The 25,695-nt window shown below is 48.8% G+C and carries 24 protein-coding genes; 5 read left to right on the top strand and 19 right to left on the bottom strand.

Going from position 1 to position 25,695, the window contains the following annotated elements; translation table 11 throughout:
• Window positions 1–96: 96 nt before the first annotated feature.
• From ACKX2L_RS05080 to ACKX2L_RS05095, 4 genes are all read right to left on the bottom strand, one after another.
• Window positions 97–327 (bottom strand): hypothetical protein, encoded by a 231-nt coding sequence (locus ACKX2L_RS05080; protein WP_497550533.1) that lies wholly within the window; start codon window positions 325–327, stop codon window positions 97–99.
• Entirely contained in the window at window positions 327–887 is a 561-nt protein-coding gene (locus ACKX2L_RS05085; RefSeq protein ID WP_497550534.1) for an HdeD family acid-resistance protein, read from the bottom strand. Before ACKX2L_RS05085 ends, ACKX2L_RS05080 begins: the two co-directional genes overlap by 1 nt.
• A 340-nt stretch (window positions 888–1,227) precedes the next feature.
• Complete coding sequence (locus ACKX2L_RS05090; protein WP_497550535.1) at window positions 1,228–1,779, bottom strand: NADH peroxidase; 552 nt, start codon at window positions 1,777–1,779, stop codon at window positions 1,228–1,230.
• 129 nt (window positions 1,780–1,908) lie between these two features.
• Window positions 1,909–2,271 (bottom strand): Fur family transcriptional regulator, encoded by a 363-nt coding sequence (locus ACKX2L_RS05095; protein WP_497550536.1) that lies wholly within the window; start codon window positions 2,269–2,271, stop codon window positions 1,909–1,911.
• A 243-nt stretch (window positions 2,272–2,514) separates the two neighbouring features.
• Between ACKX2L_RS05095 and ACKX2L_RS05100 the strand changes: the two genes are divergently transcribed.
• A complete protein-coding gene (locus ACKX2L_RS05100) occupies window positions 2,515–3,105 on the top strand; it encodes a histidine phosphatase family protein (RefSeq protein WP_497552755.1) in 591 nt (196 codons plus the stop codon).
• 78 nt (window positions 3,106–3,183) lie between these two features.
• Here the strand turns inward: ACKX2L_RS05100 and trxA are convergent, their stop codons facing one another.
• The 15 genes from trxA to tnpA all read right to left on the bottom strand — a co-directional run bounded on the left by trxA (window position 3,184) and on the right by tnpA (window position 20,468).
• Window positions 3,184–3,495: a thioredoxin gene (gene trxA, locus ACKX2L_RS05105; RefSeq protein WP_497550538.1), complete on the bottom strand. Its 312-nt coding sequence runs from the start codon at window positions 3,493–3,495 to the stop codon at window positions 3,184–3,186.
• Window positions 3,496–3,703: 208 nt separating this feature from the next.
• Complete coding sequence (locus ACKX2L_RS05110) at window positions 3,704–5,989, bottom strand: DUF6449 domain-containing protein (RefSeq protein WP_497550539.1); 2,286 nt, start codon at window positions 5,987–5,989, stop codon at window positions 3,704–3,706.
• A complete protein-coding gene (locus ACKX2L_RS05115; protein ID WP_497550540.1) occupies window positions 5,961–6,866 on the bottom strand; it encodes an ABC transporter ATP-binding protein in 906 nt (301 codons plus the stop codon). Before ACKX2L_RS05115 ends, ACKX2L_RS05110 begins: the two co-directional genes overlap by 29 nt.
• Before the next feature lie 32 nt (window positions 6,867–6,898).
• Window positions 6,899–7,693: a tRNA threonylcarbamoyladenosine dehydratase gene (locus tag ACKX2L_RS05120; protein WP_497550541.1), complete on the bottom strand. Its 795-nt coding sequence runs from the start codon at window positions 7,691–7,693 to the stop codon at window positions 6,899–6,901.
• A gap of 211 nt (window positions 7,694–7,904) precedes the next feature.
• The gene (locus ACKX2L_RS05125) at window positions 7,905–8,645 is read right to left on the bottom strand and encodes a metallophosphoesterase (RefSeq protein WP_497550542.1); all 741 of its coding nucleotides are present in this window, start codon (window positions 8,643–8,645) and stop codon (window positions 7,905–7,907) included.
• A 14-nt stretch (window positions 8,646–8,659) separates the two neighbouring features.
• Window positions 8,660–9,109 carry an ATP synthase subunit C-like protein gene (locus ACKX2L_RS05130; protein WP_497550543.1) on the bottom strand — a complete coding sequence of 150 codons (450 nt, stop codon included), beginning with the start codon at window positions 9,107–9,109 and terminating at the stop codon, window positions 8,660–8,662.
• 27 nt (window positions 9,110–9,136) lie between these two features.
• Complete coding sequence (locus tag ACKX2L_RS05135) at window positions 9,137–10,999, bottom strand: V-type ATP synthase subunit I (protein WP_497550544.1); 1,863 nt, start codon at window positions 10,997–10,999, stop codon at window positions 9,137–9,139.
• Window positions 10,996–11,610: a V-type ATP synthase subunit D gene (locus ACKX2L_RS05140; RefSeq protein ID WP_497550545.1), complete on the bottom strand. Its 615-nt coding sequence runs from the start codon at window positions 11,608–11,610 to the stop codon at window positions 10,996–10,998. The genes ACKX2L_RS05135 and ACKX2L_RS05140 overlap by 4 nt, the downstream gene beginning before the upstream one ends.
• A 15-nt stretch (window positions 11,611–11,625) precedes the next feature.
• Window positions 11,626–12,915, bottom strand: a complete 1,290-nt coding sequence (locus ACKX2L_RS05145) for a V-type ATP synthase subunit B (protein WP_497550546.1) — start codon at window positions 12,913–12,915, stop codon at window positions 11,626–11,628.
• 8 nt (window positions 12,916–12,923) lie between these two features.
• Window positions 12,924–14,657 (bottom strand): V-type ATP synthase subunit A, encoded by a 1,734-nt coding sequence (locus ACKX2L_RS05150; RefSeq protein WP_497550547.1) that lies wholly within the window; start codon window positions 14,655–14,657, stop codon window positions 12,924–12,926.
• Window positions 14,658–14,747: 90 nt separating this feature from the next.
• Window positions 14,748–15,272 (bottom strand): hypothetical protein, encoded by a 525-nt coding sequence (locus ACKX2L_RS05155; protein WP_497550548.1) that lies wholly within the window; start codon window positions 15,270–15,272, stop codon window positions 14,748–14,750.
• Between the two features lie 13 nt (window positions 15,273–15,285).
• Window positions 15,286–15,846: a hypothetical protein gene (locus ACKX2L_RS05160; protein ID WP_497550549.1), complete on the bottom strand. Its 561-nt coding sequence runs from the start codon at window positions 15,844–15,846 to the stop codon at window positions 15,286–15,288.
• Window positions 15,847–15,991: 145 nt separating this feature from the next.
• Complete coding sequence (locus ACKX2L_RS05165) at window positions 15,992–18,187, bottom strand: EAL domain-containing protein (RefSeq protein WP_497550550.1); 2,196 nt, start codon at window positions 18,185–18,187, stop codon at window positions 15,992–15,994.
• A 364-nt stretch (window positions 18,188–18,551) separates the two neighbouring features.
• Window positions 18,552–20,066, bottom strand: a complete 1,515-nt coding sequence (locus tag ACKX2L_RS05170) for a nuclease/transposase family protein (RefSeq protein ID WP_497550551.1) — start codon at window positions 20,064–20,066, stop codon at window positions 18,552–18,554.
• Entirely contained in the window at window positions 20,067–20,468 is a 402-nt protein-coding gene (gene tnpA / locus ACKX2L_RS05175) for an IS200/IS605 family transposase (protein ID WP_497550552.1), read from the bottom strand.
• 438 nt (window positions 20,469–20,906) lie between these two features.
• On the opposite strand from tnpA, the gene ACKX2L_RS05180 reads away from it, so the two are divergent.
• The 4 genes from ACKX2L_RS05180 (at window position 20,907) to ACKX2L_RS05195 (ending at window position 25,692) form a co-directional block, all read left to right on the top strand.
• Window positions 20,907–22,112 carry a flagellin gene (locus tag ACKX2L_RS05180; protein WP_497550553.1) on the top strand — a complete coding sequence of 402 codons (1,206 nt, stop codon included), beginning with the start codon at window positions 20,907–20,909 and terminating at the stop codon, window positions 22,110–22,112.
• A gap of 249 nt (window positions 22,113–22,361) precedes the next feature.
• Window positions 22,362–23,654: a recombinase family protein gene (locus tag ACKX2L_RS05185; RefSeq protein ID WP_497550554.1), complete on the top strand. Its 1,293-nt coding sequence runs from the start codon at window positions 22,362–22,364 to the stop codon at window positions 23,652–23,654.
• Window positions 23,655–23,696: 42 nt separating this feature from the next.
• Entirely contained in the window at window positions 23,697–24,638 is a 942-nt protein-coding gene (locus ACKX2L_RS05190) for a recombinase family protein (protein ID WP_497552756.1), read from the top strand.
• A gap of 64 nt (window positions 24,639–24,702) precedes the next feature.
• Entirely contained in the window at window positions 24,703–25,692 is a 990-nt protein-coding gene (locus ACKX2L_RS05195; RefSeq protein ID WP_497550556.1) for a hypothetical protein, read from the top strand.
• The last annotated feature ends 3 nt before the right edge of the window (window positions 25,693–25,695 follow it).

Below are 25,695 nucleotides of genomic sequence, written 5' to 3' on the forward strand. Positions count from 1 at the left end.
CGTAGTGCCCGAAGCACTTAGGCTACTCACTAAGGGTTGTTAGACAGCCCCACGGGCTTGCCCGTGGGTATTAGTGAGAATCCACCTATTAACCACTCACTCATCAAACTCGACCGTGACAAAGAAGCCACGGGGAGTCTCCCGGACATCCACGACCTTTCCCTGGTCAGATTTCAGCCTCTCTACCGTCGGATAATTTCCGGACATCCCAATGGCATGTTCCAGCGTATAGAAATAAGAATTCGGAAGCTTGGTTTCCTTCACCTTCAAGACATCTCCCGGCTTGGTAAGATTGGGGCGCTCCATTTTGAATTCCATCTGTCTCATCAGTCCAGATCCTTTGCTGTTGAATCGATTACACGCTCGAACGAAGTTACCTTTCCGGTGACGAAAAGGGAGCTGATACCATCATAGATCAGAAGGATCCCCAGAAGAACCATGCCTGCGGACAGAAACCACTCCGACCGGAAGACACAGATGACACCGATGATTGCGCTGATGACTCCTGTGCCAAGCATCAGTCCCCATTTGGATGCTCCGATCTCTTTCCCCCGCCATGCCGTATGAATCGTGTCCGCTCCGTGGAAGATCAGAAAAATCCCGATCACGATCGGAATAAAGTTCGCAATTGGTCTCGGAAATGCCATCATCCATAAGCCAAGTGCTGTTACGACAATATAGAGGACGGTAAGTCCCATGTTATGTACTTCATCCGTCAAAGTACGGATCAGTTGAACAAGGCCGATCACAGCAATGGCAATACCAATAAGCCTGGCCAGGGTATAGATCACGCCGCTTCGGAAGACAATCATCAGAATGCCGAGAAGAATGGTCAGAACGGCCACCATCATGTTACTGAAATGAATTTCTTTTAGCTTTTCCTTCATCCTTATGCCTCACTTTCCCACAATGCATTTCCTGATTCCGGTCTGCATTTCTATATAAAATATAAAGCGAATCTTCGCCTGCCTGATTCAAAACTTATTCTTAATCATACCACATTAAAGGAAAGAAAAAAGTGCGAGGAGAAAATTGCAGACGGCAAAGTCCGGCCAAGTCCGGAAAAGTCCGGCAAAAGTCCGGAAAAAAAGAAAAAAGGGACCGGCTCGGAAACGCATTCCAAGCCGATCCCTCCGATGATTATGATTTAAGAAAAAAGCTTTCCCGGACTTTCATGATTTCCTGTATTTTGGAAAAACCTTCGGGAAAAACTCTCCCAGGCTCTCATTATTTCTTGAAATAACGATTGTAGAGGCCTTCAAAGCCCTTGCCGTGACGAGCCTCGTCACGAGCCATCTCATGGATTGCATCATGCAGAGCATCGTAGTTACGCTCCTTGCAGAGCTTAGCCAGCTTGGTCTTACCTGCAGTTGCACCGTTCTCAGCTTCTGCACGAACCTTCAGGTTCTCAGCGGTAGAAGGACTTACGACCTCGCCCAGCATCTCAGCATACTTTGCAGCATGAACGGCTTCTTCGTTGGCAACCTTCTCGAAATATAAACCGACTTCAGGATATCCTTCACGCATAGCTGCGCGGCTCATAGCGAGATACATGCCGACTTCGCTGCACTCACCCTGGAACTCAGAACGAAGGGACTCGATGATGTCATCCTCAACGCCCTTAGCTACACCGATTACATGCTCGGAAGCCCATGTATATTCCTGGCCCTCGTCCTGCTTGGTGAACTTAGAAGCCGGTGCATGACATACCGGACATTCCTTCGGGGGCTCTTCTCCCTCATAAACATAACCACATACCTGACATACCCATTTTGCCATAATTCTTTCTCCTTTTCCTTGTATTACAATAACAACTTTTCTCTATATCAGATCGCAAATAATGCGGATCTTACTGTTTTTTGTTTCTTCGCAAACGATGCGGATTCTACTGTTTTTTTGTTTCTGTGCTCACATTTGCATGCATTTACTGCAAATGCCTTCCACAATGATATTTCGAACCAGAAAGTCTTCCGGGAATTCCATTCTTTGGACAGCTTCCTCCGTAAGTGTCAGATCCTCGATACTACCGCAGGACTTACAGCAGAGATGCATGTGAGGAAGGGTATTCCCATCGAAATGTTCCTTTCCATTTTGTGTAAAAGATATGATCTCCTCATCCTTTGCCAGGCTCCTCAAATTTCGATAAACCGTTGCCAGAGAGATATTCGGGATCTCATTTTTCACATTGTTATAAACCATTTCTGCAGTAGGATGATCACTACGTTTTTTCAGATCATTGAGAACTGCAGTACGTTGTAATGTATTTCTCAAGAGCGCTCCTTATTGATAATCATTATCGTTAAGCTTATTATACCCAATCCAAAATAGAATGCAAGTGATTTTTGTAAAATATTTGTATCGATCCGGATGATCTTCCCTTAAAATATTTGAACCGACCCGGATGACCTTCCTTTAAAATATTTGAATCGATCCGGATGACCTTCCTTTGTGGTATGATGATCTGGCGATCAACGCTGAACTGAAAGGTCACCAACAGTAGAAAGGATTCCTCTTATGCAGATTTGGTTAGCGCGCCATGGACAGACGGATCTGAACCTGGCCAAGTGCTGGCAGGGTCGTATCGATCAGCCCCTGAACCAAACAGGCCGGATCCAGGCCCAAACCATGCGAAAAAAGCTTGGAAATATAACTTTTGACGCCGTCTACGCCAGCCCTCTTGACCGGGCAATCGAGACCGCATCGATCCTCGGAAATGTAGACCGAAGCCAGATCAGGATCGACCCCAGACTGATCGAAGCGGATTTTGGAAAGTATGATGCCACAAAGTACTTAAGACCGGGCAGTCTCCCTCTGGTCTTCTTTTGGGCCTTCCCGGAAATTCTGTCCCAGCCAAAGACGGTAGAGCCCATTCCTGACATGATAAAAAGAAGCCAGTCCTTTCTCCGGGATCTGGCTGAAGAGAAGTATCAAAATGTCTTGATCACCTGTCATGGGGGAATCATGCGTGTCCTGACAGGATGTCTCCTGGGAAAGAAGAGTCAATATGTCTGGAGGCCTAAGCCTCATAACTGCGAGGTACGGGTTTTTACCCCTGACGGCAGTCACTTTAAAATAACGAAAGATCTGCTCCTTCCCGGAAAATAAACAGAATAGGTATAAAAAAAGAGTGGCAAAAGTACAATTCATACAGTACCTTCTGCCACTCTTTTATTCTAAAAAAACTTATTTCTGAAGCATATCAAGTATGCTTTCCTTGGCCTGAAGACCAACAGCCTTAGCTGTGACTTCACCATTCTTGATCACAAGAAGCGTCGGGATGGACATGACATTGAAACGCTCTGCCAGATCCGGTTCCTCATCGACATTGACTTTACCAACCAGTGTATCGGTCAGTTCGTCTGCCAGTTCCTCGATGATCGGTCCCTGCATCTGGCAAGGTCCACACCAGGTTGCCCAGAAATCCAGAAGAACCGGTTTATCGGACTTCATTACCTTCTCATTAAAATCTGCATTCTTAATCTGAATCGCTGCCATAAGAAACCTCCTTTGGTTTACATGCATGATTTATAGCATTGTTTTTTCCATCAATTGCTTTTTCCATCAATTGTTTTTTCATCAATTTTGTAATTTCAGCAATCTCGAATCTCTTGATAGGTTAGCACGAGTCCTGTCGGTTTGCAACTCATGTGATTATATTTTATAAAATATTAATGAATGGATGACCGTATCAAAAGGTACTTTTCTATTTCTCCGCAAACAAAGCCAGAATCTCTTCCGCCGGCTTGCCATGGAAGGTATAAGCGATACTTTCATTTCCTCCCTCATCTGTTTTCAGAGTCCCTGCCAGACGGTAGCAAACTTGTTTTTGGCCTTCCGTGACCCAGATATCCGACTTGGAAGAGATATCATCCTTCCAGTCCGCCCGAACCCCGTCATTCATCAGATGACTGCCCAGGATCTCTTCCATTGCCGAAAGCTCAGTCACACTTCCCAGCCTCTCTCCACTGATTCTGGAGCCGGCCAGCTCCAGGCGGCTCAGACCGGACGCATGCAGAGTCTTCTTTTCCTCCGACTCCCGCCTGCTTTTCTCCTGACGAATCAGAGTCAGCCTTCCGACCTGGCGTCCGGAAGGGACTCTTGAGGTATAGAGTCCGTTTTTCCGAAGGAAAGCAATCGTGTTGGTGTAGGAAGCATAGACTTCATAATTGAAATTCGAAGTATCCGTCGACCAGCGAATGGTCCCGATCGGATCATTGTCCTTGGCGAAACGGAAACTGTACTGCGTCAGATCCGCGCTGTAGGCATGGATGAAATCCTCCATGAGTCCCTGAGTATCTGCTACACTCCGGCTGGTATAGCCGCTGTCATAGGTCAGGCTGAGATTGGCCTGTTTCGGAAGCTGGGATGCTTCCGTAAATCGAAACCAGGCTTCCTTATAGGCTTCCGAGGACAGAATCGGATCCATGTCGTCCGGCGAAATATCATAGGGGATCAGCATCTTCCGATAGACCGTAGTGCCATCCTTCATCGCATAAACCACCAGGGCATCGAAGCCGATCTCCTTATGACTGGTCTCCGAGTTCTCCCGTCCGAATCCGAACAACTGACCGGTCAGCCGGCTGCCAAGAGAGGCATTTGAGACATCCGGATTCTTACGAAGCTCCCTCTGTCCGATCCCGGCAATTTTCTCCACCGCCCGGATCTTTGTCAATTCCATGTTGAACTGCAGTGATTTCCCGTCATAGGTCCTGGTATCATTGGGCGACAGGAGATAGATCCCGGCTGTACTGACCTTCGATGGGCTTGGTATATATTTGTCATAGCCGATCAGATCATAACGGAAGACCGATAAGAAGCAGACCGACAGGCCGGCGGTGAGAAGAAGGGGCCAGACCTGGCGGAATGCGGACCTTAAGTCTGCTTTGGTGACAAAATCGAAAAGCAGATAGATCAGGATCGTAAGGATCGCAGCCAATGGCAAGAGAAGGATCGATGCGATGCCGGCGGAGAAGCGCCAGAGAATGGTATCGCCGAGGACAGCCAGAAAACTTCCGAGGAGGAAAGCACAGGAGATCTTGGTCAGAATGCGGACCGGGGCAAAGATAATGCTTTCCCCCGCCATTTCGATCCTCCGATAATGCTGTGCCAGAAGTGCCAGACCGGTAAAAAGGGCCGCCAGAACCAGCATCCAGAGAAGGCTTGTGAGGTCCGCCTGAACCATTCGGTTTCCGGAGATCAGGCTGCCCTCCGGCGTGATCAGATCCTTCATCCGATGGCGTCCCAGAAAGAAGGAAAAGACCGGCGATGTGAAGAGCCGGTACTGATCATACCAGGAACTGTTTCTGGCATAGTAGGTATAGAAAAATGCAGACCGGGCCAGACCGATCAGGACATTGGCTGCGATTTCAACGATCGTAAAAAACAAAAGGAGTAAGAGGGACATACCGGGTCTTCCGGCCAGCATGGCGGATAAAACCACCAGACTGTAGACTGCCAGATAGAAAACGATCATGCGGAAAGCACCGTAGCATACTGCTTTCAGCATCTGACCGGTCATGGCCTTCATTCCGATGGCAATGGACCAGGAGATCAGAGAACAGAGGATAAAAGGAAGCAGGAAGGACAGAAAGCCATTCCAATAGCGTTCCCGGAAGCGTACCTTTCGGCTGATGGGAAGAGACCGGTAGAAAACGGACTCTCTCCGGTTGAATAGATAAAAGAAAGCGGACAGGCCATTGATCAGAGCAAGAAAGCTGACCAGAACGACAGCCGGTGCACCGAGATCAAAGCCCAAAAGGATCCTCTGAGACAGAAAAACACGCAGGCTTTCTTCGCTTTTTAATGCCTCTGCCACCGCATTCTCTGTTCTGGTATAGATGATAAAAACCGGAAGGCCGATGACATAGTAGAGAAAGAGCAGAACAGATGTCAGAACCAGACATGCCGACCGTCTTTGACAGATCATGCGCTGATAAGCAAAGTGGCCGATCCCCCGCTTCTTATAGCCTTGTGTATCTTCGGATGTCATATCCTTCCTCCTCTGTACGCGTAAAGAAGACTTCTTCCAGGGATAATTTCAAGAATTCATAGAAGACAGGATTCGCTTCCCTAAAGATCGCATCCACTTCTTCTTTCCCTCCATCTGTAATATAGATATGCATACTGCCCTGCCGCTCATGTCTTCGAATGGTCATAAGTCCTTCCGTCTTCTTCCGGTCCTCCTCATTTCGGAAGATGCACTGAACCTTCTGTATGGTCTTCGTTTGGGCAATGCCATCCTGAGAAATGAGGACCCTGCCCTCATGAAGGATGCAGAGATGGCTGCAGACGTCGTCTACTTCGGACAGGTCGTGGGATGCGATCACAGCCGTGAGTCCGCGCTCCTTCACTTCCTTCCGGATCAGGGCCTTGATGCCCTGTCGGACGAAGACATCGAGGCCGTCAAATGTCTCATCCAGAACCAGATAGCGGGTTCCTGCGGAAAGTGCCATCAAAATGAAGATCTGCTTTCTGGTTCCCTTCGAATACGTATCGATGGCTCGATTCCTGTCCAATTCAAAGAATCGAAAGAGTTCATCCAGTTTCTGCCGGTCAAATGCCGGATAGAAGGCAGCATAGTAGTCCGCCATCTTCGAAAGCGTTGAGGATGGAAAATAAAAGGCGTCATCCGGAATGTAGAAAAGTTCCTGTTTGCTTTCCACATGATCGCGGATGGGCTGGCCGTCGATATGGATCCAGCCGCTGTCTGCATCCAGTACATCCGCCAGAAGACCCAGAAGGGTCGACTTTCCCGCCCCGTTGGCACCGACCAGGCCGAAAATCTGCTGGTCCCTGATATTCAGGTCAACGGATCGTATGGCTTGGACCGGCCCATAGCTCTTGCTTAATTCATGAATTTCAATCATATCCTTCCCCCCAGATGAAAAGCGCCTGCAACTCAGTCTGCCAGTCCGGCTGCCCGTCTCTCCTCCATCATGGCATCATAAGTCAGGTCCCGAACAACTTCCGCCGCAATGATCATTCCGACAACCGGCGGAACAAAAGCCGTCGAGCCCGGGATGTCCCTTCTCTCCGTGCATTTATGCTGTGCTCCCGGCGGGCAGATGCAGTGCGTCCTGCAGCTGATCGCCATATCTTCGATCGGTCGTAAAGGCTTCTCCTTGGAGTAAACAACTTTCAGATGACGGACCCGCCGTTTCTTCAATTCCCTCCGCATGACCTTCGCCAGGGGATCGACCGATGTCTTATAAATATCGGCCACTTCGAACATTTCCGGATGCAGCTTATTTCCTGCTCCCATGGAAGAAATGATCCTGGTCCCCGTCTCCTGACAAGCCATGACCAATTGAATCTTTGCCGTTACCGTATCCACGGCATCCACCACATAGTCATAGTCACTGAAGTCGAACTGGTCCTTAGTTTCCGGCAGAAAGAAAGTCTTTCGGACATTGACTTTACAATCCGGATTGATGGAATGGATTCGATCCGCCATGACCTCAGCCTTATATTTCCCAACACTTCCCCGGACGGCAATGATCTGGCGGTTTAGATTGGTAAGACATACTTCATCATCGTCAATGAGATCCAGGGTGCCGACTCCGCTTCGGGCCAGGGCCTCTACCGTATATCCCCCGACCCCTCCGATTCCGAAAACTGCAATGCGGGACCCCTTCAGGATCTCCATTGCGGACTTGCCGAGAACGAGCTGGGTACGGGCAAACTGGTTTAACATGGTGCTTCCTTTCTGATGTATGCTGTGATATGAGTGTCTAAACAACTTTTCCACTCATTTATGATTAATCTAACATAGAATGGGGACGATGACAAAGCAGATGTGGGAAAATCTCGTGATTCCAAAAGAGCTGTGAAAAATGATTCCTCATTTTCCACAGCTCTTGTTCCATAGCTCTTGTTTCAATAATTTCGCATTGCGGGAACTTCCTTCAGAGCACCCTCACCGGCGTAAAATCCAGGAAATCTCCGGAAACCAGCCGATAGAGGACCCCGTTGTGATATCCCATGATAGAGTCATGAAAGCGTGCGCTTCCGTGACAGTGCGAGTAGATGACCTGCTCGGCCCCGTATTCTTCCGCCATTCTGGTGAAGGGACTATCCAGCTCCATGATATTGGTCGGCGGGTAGTGGAGGAAGACAATGAATTTCTGATAGCCGTCCGAGCGAGCCGCTTCAAAAGAAATACGAAGTCTCTTACATTCTCTCTGAACAAGCTTCTCTGCGGCCGCCGCTTTCTCCTCATCCCAGCCGATCACCCGGCCACGGGCATTCAGATAAAAGGGTCCTTCAAAAGTGTAGCCTTTACTTCCCACCAGGGCATAATCCTCATAGGAATAATAATTATTCTGCAGGAAGAAAAGTTTGCCATCGTATTCCCGGTTCAGCTTTTCCGTCTTCTTGGCATTCCAGAACATGTCATGGTTACCCCGTAAGAGGATCTTCCTGCCGGGAAGATCTGAGATAAACTGCAGATCATCCCGGCATTGGTCCAGATTTTTCCCCCAGGAATGGTCACCGGTAAGGACCAGGGTGTCCTCTGGTCCCATGAGGCGATTGATCCTGTCTCTGGCCTTTCTCTCATGGTTTTTCCAGACGCCGCCGAAGATATCCATGCTTTTATCCGGCCTCTGAAAGGCAAGATGCAGATCCCCGAGCGCATAAAGCGCCATTCCTCAGCCGGTCCTTACTTGGCAGCTGCGGACAGAAGCAGCATGCAGAATACCAGCGAGAAGAGGGCGACAGTCTCAATGACACCGATAACAATGAAGTAGTTCGCGGTTCCTTTTCCGGTCGCTCCGAGCGCATCTGCGGATGCTGCTGCCGTCTTGCCCTGGAAGAGTGCGGATGCTCCGATGGCTACACCGCCGAAGATACCGATACCGAAGGACAGAGCCGGATCAATGGTCCCGGCCTTCCATGCACTTGCAATGAAGTTCATAAGAAGGAAACCGTAAATGGTCTGGGTCAGAGGTGCACCGGCAAAAGCGGTCATGATGAAGGGAGCCTGCTTGCCTTCTGCATAGCATTTCTTCCATGCTCCAACGGCTGCCTGACCGGCGATTCCGGTTCCAAGTGCTGATCCCAGTGCGGATAAACCAAGTGCTGCTGCCATTCCAACATAAGCGATATTCATAGTTTTTCTCCTTTACAATTTTTACTACTAATTCCTCAGCTGATCCTGTTTTCGGAAGGGATCATAGGCAATACCAGTCCATTCCAGGCCGACCTGTCCCGAGAACTCCAGGACATTCAAGCGAATTCCGTGAACAATGACGGACAGAAAGCACATGACGATATTGATCGCATGTCCCAGGATCACAACAACCATTGCCACAACGATCAGAGGTCCATGCGCCAGGCCGGCTGCCATATTGTTAAAACTCTGAGCAATGGCCAGACCAGCCATGCCCACGGCAAAAAGCCGGATATAGGACATGACATTACCAAAACAGCTGATCGTATTTAAAAAAGATGTGAAGGCACCTCCGAGGCCGGCCTTCAAGCCATCTGCAAAACTTACATCCGGGCTCATTCCACTAAAGAGAACGACCAGAACAAAACCAATCAGGATACCGACTCCGATCGGTCCGAGGGTCAGCTTCTCTCCCAGCACCAGATAGAGAGAGAGGAGATACATGCTGACGATCGTGATCATCCAGCCGATGTCTGATACGAAGCTTAAGTCCTTCGATGCCAGCTTGTTCTTCACGGCAATCAGACTTCCGATCTCCATCTGAATCGCACCGATTGTGAAAGAAAACTTCATAATGGTATTCTGCTGGGCAGCCGCTGTCAGTCCGAAATACTCCGGATAGTTGGCAAAACCCGGAAGAACCAGAGCCTTTAAGAAGGGTACCTTCATCGCCGACTCCATGCCGAACCAGGTTCCCGTGATCGCGCCCCAGATAATGGTCGTGATGGAGAGAACCAAAAGGAGATAAACCGGCGTTGTCATCTTCTTTTTCTTTGCCGCAAGTCCTACGGTAAAGAGAAGAATCAGAACGCCATAGCCACCGTCTCCTATGATCATTGCAAAGAACAAGGCGAAGAACAAGAGAAACCAAAGCGAGATATCCGTCTCCCGGTAGCCCGGCAGGATCCCCAGAATCTTATAGATCGGAGAAATCAGTTTTGTTACCTTGTTATAGCGAAGCTTGGTCGGTATGGCTTCGTCATCCTTAGATACATCCTCGATGGCATAAGCCCAGGCCTCGTCCCTGGCCTTGGCCCGAAACAGATCAAGGTCGTCCTCCGGGATATAGCCTGAGATCCAGACCAGTTTCTCGTCACTTTCTGCTGTCCGGTCCGCCGCCGAATCGTCCTCTGCATTCTGTGCCCGGATCATTTCCTTTCGGATGGCATCCTCATAGAAAGCCGCTTCCCTTAGCAGAGCCTCGCAATCCGAAATCTTCTTCTGATTCTCTTCGACCTCCCGCTTCAGGTCCGAAAGTCCCCTGGCCGGCAGCTGGAATTCATTGGCCGGCAAACCCTGAGGCAGGCTCCCGACGACGGCAATGGTTACTGCCTTCTCAACGGAAGCCAGGCGGATTGCCCGGATCTTCTCATCCTTTTCGATCTCTTCCCAGACCGGATTATCGACCCGGTAGAAATGTAGATCAAATCCTTCTTTCCGAAGCTCTCGGACCTGGTTTGGATCGAAATCTCCCCAGGGAGCCAGCCGCTCTGCCTCTGCTGTATCCGCCTGAATGGCTTCTGTCAGAGTCCGCTTGTCCTCAATGGCCTGTGCTGCCTTCTCCAGCAGATCTTCCAGCGCTTTCCCCTCTAATGGAGCATCCGCTGCATCTTTCTTTCCGTCCTTATCCTTCCCCTTGTCCTGCTTCGGTGCATATTCCTGAAGCTCGGAAGACAATTTGGATAAGTCCTGGAAACGCCTGGCTGCGGCCGGCGATGCCTGTTTCTTTTCCGCAATGTGGAGGAGACCCAGGTCTTTTAATCCTTTGATCAGTTCCCTCTTTCGAGAGACTGTGGTCACGACATGGACCATTTTCATTGTTTCGATCATCGTCCTGCCTCCACCAGTTTCTTCTTTGAAATCTTGCCTCGGACAACTGCGGCTGTCTGCTGATCACCGAGATAGACTCCGATGATCCGGATATTCTCCTTTGCTTCCGGTATCTTGACCTTTTCAAAGAGGTTGACTCTCTGCGATGTGGTCCGAAGTTCCTTTTCCAGGAGCTCGACCTGTCTCTCCAGAGTCGATACCAAAGCATCCAGACGCGCAATCTCCCGAAGCTTTATGACTGCAGTGTCCACCCACAAAGGATAGTCGGATACATTGTAGGCAATGTCCTGGAAGGTCAGTTCCTGAAAGGCCGGGAGCTTGACTCCGGCGACATTTTCCGTCGTGACCAAAACCTGATCCGGCTGAACCAAATCCTCCAGTTTCTTATCCTCCGGAAAGATCTGGTTTTCTGCGAAGACTGCGATCCAGTCATCCAGATTTCCGACCATGGCTTCCCGTTCGGCTTCCTTTGCTTTCAGTTCTGCGTTGACCTGCATGATAACGGACTGCAGCTGCTGTTTCTTCAACTGCAGAGTCGGCAGGTAGCGCTGGTACTGCTTCAGGTGATCTTTCTGCACTTTCTGTTCATTTTTCGTGAGTTTGACCGCCATAAGCTGCTCCTTTACTTAACTCGCCTTCTTAGGCCATCTCTCCTGGATCAGACTGGTCTTAAGACCGGTCTCATTCGGTTCGAAGCAATCCGCCAGAATCTCCCAGCCCAGATCCAGAGCCTCTTCCAGAGGAATGTTCACGCTGAGATTCATCAGCTTGTCTTCGAAGAGCTGTCCGTATTTCAAAAGCTTGTCATCCCAGTCACTCATAGCAAAGCCCATGGACTTCTTCTCCAGGCTCTCCTTGTACTGGGCGTAGAGCTTGATCATGGCATCCATCAGAGCCCGGTGGTCGTCTCTCGTATCACCGTTTACATTCTGCTTCAGACGGGACAGAGAGCCGAAAGGCTCAATGTGGCCGTTCTTCAGATAGAACTGGCCCTCGGTAATGTAACCCGTGTTATCCGGAACCGGGTGAGTGACATCGTCGCCCGGCATCGTTGTAACACCGAGAATGGTGATGGAACCTGCGCCCTCGATATCCACGGCCTTCTCATAACGGGAAGCCAGCATGGAATAGAGATCGCCCGGGTAACCTCGGTTGGAAGGCACCTGCTCCATGGTGATGGCCAGTTCCTTCTCTGCATCGCAGAAAGAGGTCATATCGGTCAGAAGAACCAGAACCTTCTTTCCTTCCAGAGCGAACTGCTCGGCTACCGCCAGAGACATGTCCGGAACCAGGGTGGATTCTACGGTCGGATCCGCAGCGGTATGGATGAACATCACTGTATGGCTCATGGCACCACCCTTCTCCAGTGTGTCGCGGAAAGCCAGATAATCATCATATTTCAGACCCATGCCGCCAAGAACGATCACATCGACCTCGGCCTGGAGAGCGATCCGGGCCAGAAGCTGGTTATAGGGCTCGCCGGATACCGAGAAGATCGGGAGTTTCTGGCTCTCGACCAGGGTATTGAACATATCGATCATGGGAATACCGGTACGGATCATGTGCTTGGGAACGATACGCTTGGCCGGGTTAAAGGAAGGCCCGCCGATATCGATCATATTCTCCGTCAATGCCGGACCATTGTCTCTTGGTACTCCGGCACCGTTAAAGATCCGTCCCAGAAGGTGCTCGGAGAAGGAGACCTGCATGGGCCGGCCCAGGAAACGAACCGGATCATTGGTGCTGACACCCTGAGCGCCGGCGAAAACCTGAAGCGAAACCAGGTCTCCATCCAGCTTGATAACATTGGCGTAGCTGTCCCCGACCAGGGCCAGGTCGCCATTTCGAATTCCCTCTGCACGGACGGTTACAACGTTGCCGACAATGGATTCGATTTTCGTATATACTTTCTGCATAATCCCTCCTATGCCGCTTTCACCTTAGCCTGATACAGAGCGGTGATCTTAGCCTTCTGTGTCTCATACTCCGCTGCATCCCTGGTGATACCGTGCCAATCCAGAAATGCCTGACGGATCTCATTGAAGAAGGAACGGATCTCATTCTTGTCCTCAAGGTCATACTGCTCTGTCAGGATATCATAAAGAAGAGCGAACTCTTCCTTCTGCCGCTCCGGCTCATCCGATGCATCAACCGGATCAAAGGAGTTCTGCTGGAGATAGACCGCATCGAGGAGTTCACCCTTTTGATAGGTGATGTAGTCCTCAGCAGTGGTTCCCTCTTCACCGACGACCTTCATCATCTGACTGACTTCAATGCTCCGGCGTAAGATGGCTCTGGCCTTCTCGACCTTGTCCATTTCAATAATACCGTCATACTTGGACCAGGACTCGGTCGGGTCGATGGCCGGATACTTACGGGCATCGGACCGCTCTCTGGACAGACCGTGGAAAGCACCGACAACCTTCAGCGTTGCCTGGGTCACCGGTTCCTCGAAGTTACCGCCAGCCGGTGAAACGGTACCGCCGATCGTAACGGAACCGATCGAGCCGTCCTTCAGGCGAACCTTTCCGGCTCTCTCATAGAAGGCTGCAATGGTGGATTCGAGGTAGGCCGGGAAAGCTTCCTCGCCGGGGATCTCCTCCAGACGTCCGCTCATCTCACGCATGGCCTGGGCCCAACGGCTGGTCGAATCTGCCAGAAGCAGGACATTCAAGCCCATCTGGCGATAATATTCTGCAATGGTAACTGCCGTGTAACAGGAAGCCTCACGGGCTGCAACCGGCATGGAAGAAGTATTACAAATAATAATGGTCCGCTCCATCAGGGAACGTCCGGTCCTGGGATCCTCGAGTTCCGGGAACTCCTTTAAGACTTCAACGACCTCACCGGCACGCTCTCCGCAGGCTGCGATAACAACGATGTCTGCCTCGCCGTTTTTGGCCTCCATATGCTGGAGCACAGTCTTTCCGGCTCCGAAAGGTCCGGGAACGCAGAAGGTTCCGCCCTTGGCGACCGGAAGGAAAGTATCGATACAGCGAAGCTTCATGATCAGAGGTTCATCCGGACGAAGCCTTTCTTCATAACACTTGATCGGCTGCTTGATGGGCTGGGTGATGACCATGGAGAGGTCTTTTGTTTCTCCAAGACTGTTCTCGATCACGCAGACCGTCGAGCGGACATTATAGCTGCCCTCGGGCTGGATGGATCTGACCGTCCAGTCGGATCCCTTTAAGGTAAAGGGAACCATGATATGGTGGGTGAAGAGTCCTTCCGGAACGGTTCCGATAGTATCGCCGGCAGCGACACTGTCCCCGGGCTTCACGGTCGGGGTAAATTGCCAATCCTTATCCGGGATGGCATCGAGATAGACGCCGCGCTCCAGGAAGAATCCGCACTTTTCCGCCAGCTGAGGCAAGGGGTTCTGCAGCCCGTCATAGATCTGTGTCAGAAGTCCCGGTCCCAGGTCAACACTCATAAGCTCACCGGTAAATTCCACCGGATCGCCGACTTTGATGCCATTCGACATCTCATAAATCTGCATACTGGCAATTCCCTTGGTGATACGAATGACCTCACCCTTCAGCCGCTTCCCGTCGACCAGGATGTAGGCCACCTCGTTCTTATGGACAGGTCCGTCAAATTGGACATTCGCCATATTTCCGTTGATGCCAGATACATGTCCTTTCACTATTTCCATAGATATCTCCTGCTCTTTTTGTATACGAATTTTGGGAATCTAATCTTAAGTAGTTCTTTTGTGATCGATCTCATGTGATTACAAGGATTCTCACGCGATTCCGTAAACCCGCTTCCGTACAACTTCCATCAGCCGACGGAATTCCGCCTCGCCCTTATCATGGACAAAGCATTGCTGTCTCATGAGAAGCTTCAGCTTGATGGCATAACCGAAGAGAACATAGTCATCGAACATATGGAGTCCGACCAATTCATCGAGCGTCCGGAATTCATAATCCAGCATCTCCTTCTCCGCTTCCAGCGGATTCTTGGCATGCATGAGCGTTCCGACAAAGGAAACAATGCCTGCATCTCTTGCTGCCGGAGCCTGAACCGTCTGACCCAGATTCACTGCTCTCTGATAATTCAATTCCTCCATAATTCTGCCATAACTCTCCTGCCACTTCTTAAGAAGCGGCATATCCGAAGAATCCAGTGTCAGCTCCGACAGTTTCCTGTATACTGACTCCGAAACTGCTCCCTGACACAGATCCAGGAATTCTTCATAGGAGATCGGCGGTTCTCCATCACTTCGAAGCTCAGGCAGGCTCGCAACCAGATAATAATACGAAGCCATGCTTCACCTCCTGTCAGATCTCCAGATTCCGGAAATAAGGCATCATCATCTCGGCGATCTCCTCATCCGTACAATCGAAGTAACCAGATCCGTCCTTGGATGCCAGGCGGAAACCTGCCTTCACACCCTTGGTCGGGCAGATGGTCAAGCCCTTTTCGATCTCATCCTTCAGTTCATTCTTCAAAGTTTCCGATACTTCGGCAACTTCCGCCTGATAGTTCCTGGGATCCTCTCCCTGGAGTGCTGCCCGAATCAACTTGCCGAGTGCATCATCTGACAGCTGCTTTTGAACATCTCTTTTTAAAAGCCGTTCAAACTGCTTCTCCACTTCCGTACGGAAAGCAAGCGCTGCATCCCGTCTGGCCTGATCTGCTGAAACCCTGGCGCTTTCCTTCAGCACAGCGATATCCCGCTCTGCTGCCTCCTTTTCGGCAGAAGCCTCTGCTTTTGCCTTCGAAACGATCTCGTCCGCCTTCTTTCTGGCATTCGCAAGGATCGTTTCCGCCTCCGCGTTGGCAGCGTCAACCCCTTCTTTTCGGATCGACGTCACCAGGTCCTGGATTTGTACTTCCATACCTTCCTCCTAACACATACAAAGTCCTTCTTGCTGCATTTTCTGGAATTTCACACCATCAAAAATCATTATAATTAACTATAAATTGCCTGTAAAGGATAAGAATTTTGTGGCATATGTCTATTTTGCCATACAATAGAACCCTTTATCGAATAATGGTATGCAGTCTTGCAGAGAACAGATACCTCTCCCGATAGGAATTGATTTCCTTGACCTGATACTGAATCAAAGCGCCCTTTCCAGTCGTGACCGTTCGTATGAATGGTGCATCCCAGCGGCCAAGCTCCGCTTTGGCTCTCTGGAAGACTGCATGTTCCGAAGATTTCGGATCGCTCAAAGCACGGGCCAGGGATTCCGGATCCAGGCTGCCGGTTTCCTGTAGTGCCTGGCGAAAAGGATCATTGGCATACAGGAAAGTAACCTTCCTGTCATTCGCCTCAAAAATTCCCAAGGGAATCTTCGAAGCGAAATCCATTTTTCCGGCCGTGTGATAATACTTGCCCTCATCGTACTCTTCACTCTTGAACTTCCGGCTTCCGGACTGCCCGACGGCAGCCTCGGACTCCTCCGGCTTACCGAAGAGGAAGCCCTGAGCCTTTTCGCAGCCGATGCTCTTTAAGAATTCATACTGGGCCTCGGTCTCCACCGCCTCTGCCAAAGTCTCGATGCCGATGGACTTGGCCATTCGAATGGTCGATTCCAGGATCTGCATGGATCTGAAATTCAGTTCTCCGATCGGCCGCATATCGATCTTCACGGCATCCACTTCAACATTTCTCAAGGTATTGATCGAATCATGACCCCTGCCGAAGCCGTCGATCCAGACATGGAAGCCAGCCGAACGGAGCCGTCTGATTTCTCTCCGCATCCGATCGACATCCTCTTCAATAATATCCTCCGTCAACTCGATTCGAAGCCGGTTATGGGGTACATTAAAGCAATCCGCCGCATCCACAATCATACTGTAGACATCGCACAACTGGAAGTCCAGGCGGGAAAGGTTGAAGGAAATGGGCGGACAATTATAGCCCCGATCGGCAAGATTCCGATAGAGTTTGCAGCTCTCCCGGATGATGTGCCGATCCAAAAGATGAATCTGCCTGGTACTCTCCAAAGCAGGGATGAAGCGGCCGGGCTGTAAGAAACCAAGCTCCGGACTGTTCCATCTGGCCAGTGCCTCAAGTCCGCAGAGGCTGCCGGTCAGAGTCCTTACCACCGGCTGATAATAAACGAGGATCTCCTGATTCTCCAGCGCTGACTGGAAATTCTCATTGATGAAACGGATATCCTCCACTTTCCGCTCCACTTCCTCATCATAATAACAAAAATAACGGTCTTCGATTTGCCGGATCTGATCCATGGCCATGCGGGCCCGGTCGCAGAAAGCAGAGATCGTGCTGTCATCGTCCGGCTGGATCCGGCAGATACCGACCTTCAATTCCAGCCGAATCAAGCTGTCCTGCTGCTCCATATTCTCCTGAACGATCCGAAGCTTCCTCTCCAGACCGTCTTCCAGGGTCAGAATGCAGAAATGATCATTGGAGAAACGTGCGATCAAAGCACCCTCATAGACCTTCCGCAGGGTCTGACTGACCTTCTTAATGATCTTATCGCCCTCTTCATAGCCCTGCTCAGCATTGAAGAGTTTCATTTTCATGATGTCATAATAGAGAATGACCGGCCTCTGTCCGCCCTCCCGCATGCGCTGGAGAACGCCCTCGGCCTTCTTTTCGAAGAAATAAGAATTGGGCAGAAGGGTCAGGGGATCGTAAACTCCCATGTCATATTCCAAAGCACGGATTACATAAGCCTTGTGATTCTCCCAGGTCGTCGGATGGATCCGTAAAGCCACTTCCAGGTCGGCTTTCCTGCCCTTTACAATATATTCCCCCTTCTCGATCAGATCCTCGAGAGAGATGCCCAGATATTTGAAATATTCACTATAAGATGTGCCCGGATTCAGCGGCCGGCTGTCACCCCAAATCTGGCGAAAAGCCCGGTTGCAGAGATAGACCTCACTCCCATTTGCCGCAACGATTGCCATCGCTTCATCACTTTCCTTCACAAAACGAGCCAGCTCCCGTTCCGTTGACAGGTTCCTGAGCTGCTTTGCAATCAGAAAGCCCAGTAACAGAGCCAGGAATAATCCGGAAAGAATCTGAATCAAGAGATCTGCTGCTGTAAGTCCCCTGTTTCCCATCACAAGATGCAAAATATCCTGCATGATCATCAGAGAAATATAGACCGACAGCGTCAGTCCTCCTGCAATTATGCCATAATGCCGCCTTTTTTCGTATGATAAAGGCTGTTGCTTCTGTTGTCCCGCCGTTTTTTTCGCCATGAAAGACCTCCCTGAATGTTGCCTCCCTTTTCACTCCCCGGGGGGCAGCCTGCTTTCGCCGGCTTTGTTGCCTGAGCCGACTAGTTGCCTGAGCTGACTATGCTATCTAAGCAAACCCATGTAAGTATACTAACACAATACTATGTTCATATTATCGGCGAGTTATGAAGAAAATATTGCGGGAATAATCTTGACATACTCCCACGACTCAAGTCGTGGGAGTCTTTAGATTTACTTAACATCACCGCAGTCTTATAGGAGGGGTATAGTTAAGCTTTTCAAGATTTAACGTCTATTGGATTTCAATACCCACGTACCTACTTTCCAGACGAAAGGTTTATGTCTGAACCTTTATATTTCGTTTTTAGAATCCAAAACATTGTTTCATTGATATATTGTTTGTTTTCATTTCAGTGATAAGATGATCTTGCAGTTCTAAAAATCTATTGAATCCATAGATACATTTATCTCGATCGGGTTTATTTAATCCATGATTACAGTTTTTTAATAGAAATGCACTGTATAGGTCTCTCTGTACTTTATGCCCATCGATCAGTTTATCTCTTTCAGAGAGTTCGGATTTTACATAATCATCCGTTACATGATTGTACTGACTTGCTCTGAATCTTTTCGTGTCTACCTTATATACATCCCCGCCATAAAGAAGAGCTTTTCTTGTGAGAATTGTGATAAAACTTGCAGGTGCCCTATTATTTAGAGATTTGCCAAAACGTTTCTTACGCTTATATTTATGTACCTGCTTAATCGTACCATCTTTTTGTTTGATATCAGATATCTTGTCGTTACGTTCTGTTTTTTTAGATTTACGCTGCAGCCTCTTAAATGACATATCCTCTACTACAAAATTTACGGATTCCTCAAGCAGTCTGTTTATCATTTCTTCGTGAGATTGTTTGATATAAGCTGATTTTTGTCTGTATAAGCATTTCAGCCTGTTCCGGTTCTTCAGGTATGTTTTGGAGTATATCCATTTATCGTGATTCATCTTGTCTATGGTGCCGTCAGGCTTATACTTAGCAGGATTAGAAATACGTTTTGAGATGTCCATACTTCTTAAGAGCTTTTCGATCCGTTTATTATAGTCCTTGCATTTGGGGGCAAGTTCCTTTAGTGTTGCAGCGTTGTCAGATACAGCCGCTACAGTAGAAGTGCCTATGTCAACACCAGTGATATTATATTCATTTCCAACCGTTTTAAGTTTCAGCGGAGCGTCACCTTTCAGATACACGACTACATAATAATGCCATCCATTAGGAAACATCATGCGTTTAATTTCACAGTATGAGATATCAGAATCCAATGCCTCAAGAATATAATCCTTATCTTTAGAGAATCTGCAGTGAATATCCAGACCAAGCCATTCTATAGAACAGGTATCCTTATGGAATTTAATGCCATTCGTATTTGTCTTACCACAAATGGTATTAAAATCACGGCACTTTTTAAAATGCAGTTCCTTGCCATCACCATATAAAATATCCTCTACACCGCGCCATACACGGGTGGACTCTTTCTGTACCTGTTGTGATGATAAGCATTTACGAAACTGTTTGGCACAGACCTTTATGTATGCCTGAAAGGAATATTCCGATAAGCCATAAGACCTTATGATATCAGTCATCTTTTGAGAAAGCTGCTTCTTACAGACTTTATCTTCTTTAGAGCATTTACTTTTCTTAAGAATTTTGGAATATTCTGTTTTGAGGGACTGATATTCTTTATCGCAGGATAGCCTTTTGAGACATTTCTTTGCATGTTTCACAAGTACATTATGGATATGGCTTACTGCACGGAAACGCTTTTCCAAAACCTGTTTATCGTATTCAGTTGTAGACAGCAGCAGCCTTACCGTATGCATTTAATCCCTCTTTTTTTGTGTATTGACATACCATTCTATGGTTTCAGAACTGACATGACCTGCCGTGCTTACAAAATAAGACCGTGTCCACAAAGACGGCATCTTTTTAAGCTGCGAAAACTCTTCACGTAGTTTATGGGATGTAGCACCCTTTATTTGTTTTACAACATCAGGGATACTTTGCTGTGGGTATACACTCACAAACATATGGACATGATCTATATGACATTCCATAGCAAGGATATCTATATTGTGTTTTTGACATTCCACGGCAGTCAGTTCTTTAAATCGCTTTTCGACACCCGGAATATTAAAAATTTTCCTACGATATCTTGGACAGAACACAAGATGATAGTTTATCAATGATACAGTTGTTTTTGTACGTTTATATTCATTCTTCATGTATATATTATAATATGTATCATACACAAATGCAAGCAAATAAAAAGATGATATTCAGTGTTTTGGCTGAAAATATCATCTTTAGCTTAACACGCTTTCATCCCACGGTTAAAACCGTGGGCTTTCTCGCTCACATAGTATTGTAATACAACCCCACTTGCTATTTTACGATAGTCTGGAGAAAAATGCTGACCTCCAAGGCCTGCTTTATCGTAATACGAGACTTTTGCAAAAAATCAGATAGGGAAACCTTCCTTTCTCTATCCGATTTTTGAAAAGTAAGCTGTATTACGATATTTCCCCCATGAAGTCGGCTGACGACTATCGTATTTCAGAAAATCAATACTTATTACGATATTTTCCATCTCTCTAACCTGTGGAAAGCAACAAGCCTGTCTCATCTAGTATTGCTATTCCACGGATAAGAAATTTTTCAGAATGATTGCATCATTGGCAAGAGAACTTGATCAGGCAGAAGCTAACGCAAATGATGCCATCGGCCTCATCCAGACCGAAGAGGGCGCTCTGACCGAGACCCACTCCATGCTTCAGCGTATGACCACACTGGCTACACAGGCTGCGAATGGGACGTATTCGACGTCTGAAGAAGGTAAGACGGCAAGAGACGCTATTCAGAAGGAAGTGGATGAGCTTGCAAACGAGATTACCCGTATTGCTGATAACACAAAGTACAATGGTCTGTCTCCACTGGACGGCTCAAGTACAGTTGCTACATCATATTCTGTAAAAACAATTGGTGGCACAGCAGGTGCCATTATTAATAATACCGATGGTACTAGTGTTCAGGGAGCAACCAATACTTCTTACGTTATCAAAACGGACGGAACAGAAAGTTCAGTAGTCGCGCATTACAGTAATACTGATACGACTACTGCAGCAAACGACTATGTAAACGAATTAAATTCAAATAAAGATGGATATACATATAGTGCTGTAACTGCGAAACCCGGATCAGGAAATGTTGTTGATAGCAAAGGCCAGGCAGTAAACGCTTTCACTACTGGTAGCACTTACGTATTAAAAACTAACGATAAAGGTGCCAATTATACAGTTGTCAAAGAATATACTGCAGATGGTGCTACGCTTGCAAACGACAAAGAAGCAGAATTGACAAAAGCTCAATCATCTACTGGTAAGGCCATTACTCTTCAAGTGGGGCCTACCGCTGGCGAGCAGCTAACCATTAATCAGACTGATATGACTTTCTCTGGTTTATTTGGAGTTAACAATACAGTAAATAATGCTTCAAGGGGAAATTCAGCGGCTCAGCGTGGAGGTGTTAATGGTGAAGCAAACGTTGATGCTTCTGGAAACAAGGTTCTCGATATGAGTTCTGTGGATGCTGCTAATACAGCAATTACTCGTATCCAGACAGCCATCAACAGCGTCTCTTCCTACCGTGCAGACCTCGGTGCTAAGCAGAACCGTCTGGAGCACACCATCAATAACCTGAAGACCACCAACGAGAATGTAACCGCAGCTGAGTCTCGTATCCGTGATACCGACATGGCGAAGGAAATCGCAGCATATACCAAGAACAATATTCTGTCTCAGGCTGCTCAGTCTATGCTTGCACAGGCTAACCAGTCCGGCCAGGGTGTTCTGACTCTGCTGAGAGGCTAATTTAAAAGCCGATTTTTTCAAAGGAATAAGTCTTAAAATTTAGACCACAGGGAGGTTTGAATCCGTTTGGAGTCTGCCTTCCTGTGGTCTTTTCTTTTACGATCTTATAGAACCTGCCGGTCCCGCAGGTAATTTCCGGGACAACCACCACCTGGGAAAACTAATCATCCTGGCGAGAATTATTCTACATATGCCGAATTACTTGTTATACAATCCATTGATATATGGCATAACTTAGGAGGTGCTATGATGGCAGAAATCATTCAAATTGAACCCACAGATCCATTCAAGACAGCACCGAAACGCGTGGCGGCTTACGCCCGTGTTTCGCTGGCATCCGAGCGGCTGCACCATTCCATGCAGGCGCAGGTTTCTTATTATCGGGAGCTGATTCTCAATCATCCCGGCTGGGAACTGGCCGGGATCTACGCCGACGAAGGCATTTCCGGCACACTGACCAGGAAACGGACGGATTTCCAGCGGATGATCCGTGACTGCGAAGCAGGACAAATCGATTTGATCCTGACCAAAAGCATCAGCCGTTTCGCCAGAAATACCGTCGATCTCCTGGAGACGGTCCGTCATCTGAAGGCCATCGGCGTTGAAGTGATTTTCGAGGAACAGCATATCAGCAGCATGACAGAGTCGGGCGAATTCATGCTGACCATTCTCGCCTCCTTTGCCCAGGAGGAAGTCCGGAATATTTCTTCGAATATCAAGTGGAGCGTCCAAAAAGCCTTCGCCGAAGGCCGTCCCCACTCGCGTTTTCCGATCTTAGGCTACCGCTGGGAAGGCTATGATCTGGTTCCGGTTCCGAAAGAAGCGGATGTGGTCCGAGGCATTTTCGCCCTCTATCTCAGTGGTCTCTCCATGCGGGACATCATTGCCGAGGCCAGGGCCAGAGGTTATCGGACCGGAAAAGGCCTGCCCTACAACCGCGGCAGGATCTACAGCCTATTAAGGCGGGAGATCTACACCGGGAAACTCCTGCTCCAGCAGACCTACGTCGCCGATCCCATATCGAAACAAAGGAAGACCAATCACGGCGAGCTCATGCAGTACCGGATTCTGGACCATCACAAGGCCATCATTTCCGAAGAAACCTTTGAAAGCGCCAGAGACATGCGAAAAAAGCGTGCCCATCAATTCTATTTCATCCACAATCACAAACCCTCTGTTTTCACGAAAATGATCCGCTGCAGCTGCTGCGGTGCCTACTACTGGCGGACGACCAACACGAACTCCATCGGCCGGACCAAGTACGTCTACTGGCTCTGTTCTTCTAAGAAATCTCGAAAAAAAACATCCTTCCATTGCCCCTCCAAAGGCCTCCCCGACGATCGCCTCAAAACTGCCCTCGCCCCCGTTCTCGGGCTTGAAACATTCGATGACAATGTCTTCCTCAGAAAGGTAGACCACCTTGAAATGGGCACTTCCATCCTGCAAATCTTCTTCCGCGACGGCAGTCAAAGCAGTCTGAACTGGGAATTTAACGGAAAGGAAGCCCACCATAGATTAAGAATTGGCAAACGGACCGTATGAGTTGATCTGGAACTGGTCTATATTTGGAACAGGAGCATGCGAATGGAAAAACGAATTCGAAAGATCCCTGCGACCAAGAATCTCTATCATAATAAAGAGAAAGCAGAGAAGAGGCGGAGGCGGGTGGCGGCCTATGCCCGGGTCTCGACGGACCACGAGGACCAGGTCAAAAGCTGCCGGGCCCAGGTCGATTACTATACCCGCTTGATCAAGGGCCGGGAGGACTGGGATTTCGTCAGGGTCTACACCGATGAGGGAATTACGGGGACCAGCATCCGGCACAGGAGCGGTTTCCGGAGGATGGTAGAGGATGCCCTGAACGGGCAGATCGACCTGATCGTCACCAAGTCCGTCAGCCGTTTTGCACGGAATACCGTGGATTGCCTGACCACCATACGAATGCTCAAGGAACACGGGGTCGAGTGCTTTTTTGAGAAGGAGGGGATCCGGACCTTCGATGGGAAGGGCGAACTCTTCCTGACCATCATGTCATCGATTGCCCAGGAAGAAGCAAGGACCATCTCGGAAAATTGTACCTGGGGACAGAGGAAGAGATTGAATGAGGGGAAAGTCACGATTCCTTTTTCTTCTTTTCTGGGTTTTATGCGGGGGCCGAACGGGGAACTTCTGGTCGATCCCGGGGAAGCGGCCATCGTCCGAAGGATCTACTCGGAATTCTTGTCCGGGCGGACCTGTTATGGAATCGCGAAAAGCCTGACAAGAGACGGGATTCCAACGCCCATGAAAAGAAAGGTCTGGAACCCGGAGACCATCCGTCATATCCTGACCAATGAGAAATACAAGGGCGATGCCCTCCTGCAGAAAAGCTTCACCGTAGACTACCTTACGAAAAAACGGAAGGTCAACCAGGGGGAGGTTCCGCAGATCTATGTCGAGGGAAATCATGAAGCAATTATATCGCCGGAGATGTTCGAGAAGGTACAGGAGGAAATGAAGAGGAGACATCGCGCGAAAAACCGCTAGCGTCTCCATTTTTTACGTGAAAAAAATGCTACTTCCCCCTGTCCATCTATGCTAAGATAACTCCATGAAGAAAATTACACTCGAAGAGCTTCTGAAAGGCAAACAATCTGCTTCCTACCGGGAGCAGTATTTATATGTGACCGGACTGATTCGTGACGGGAAGATCCTCCCCATGAAATCCTCTGAAAGTAATGGCAAGAACCCGGCTCTGCCCCTCCGCTTTTGGCTTGTGACACCCGAAAGAGATGACCGGCGCTACCGGGACGAGCTGTCCTTCGAACTGGATCCCAGGATCGTACCGGACTACTACCTCCGCCATATGGCAGTCTACGAAAAGGACCGGCCCTTCGTTCTACAGCTCAGCGACTATCTTAGAAATCATAGTGAAGACCTGGAAACCGAGATCTCTGAGAACGAGCGGAGCTTTGCCATCTGGCAGAGGGAGAAATTTCTCCAGAAAGGCGCAGGCTTTCGCATCTTAAAGAATTGCGGGATCGACCCGTCTCTTCTGTCTTTCTATCCGACCTCAGAACCCCTTGCCTATTACTCGGCAGACCGAAGTGCCGGCCAGAATATTCTCATGATTGAGAACAAGGACACCTTTTTCAGCATGCGAAAAGCCCTTCTGAACGGAAGGTCCGAGATCCTGGCCACCCCGGTCGGTACCCTGATCTACGGCGCCGGCAAAGGCATATGGAAAAGCCTCGATGATTTCGAACTCTGCGTTGAACCCTATATGAGAGATCCGGGGAATCACTATCTCTATTTTGGCGATCTGGACTTTGAAGGCATCGGAATTTATGACAAGGTACAGGAGATCTTCCGTTCGGCCGGCCGGGACATCGCTCCTTTTACTGCCGCCTATCAGAAAATGCTGGACAAGGCAAAAGCCTTTGGCATCGACCATCTTCCAAGGACAAAGATCAACCAAAACCACAATATCCGGGATGAGTTTTTCACTTGCTTTTCATCGAAGACAGCCCAAGGGATGCGAACCATCCTGGAAAGCGGGCGCTATATCCCGCAGGAGATTCTCAATATCCTGGACTTTTAACTC

The organism is Porcibacter vitabionis (genome assembly GCF_046263795.1).
Classification (GTDB): domain Bacteria; phylum Bacillota; class Clostridia; order Lachnospirales; family Lachnospiraceae; genus Lachnocurva.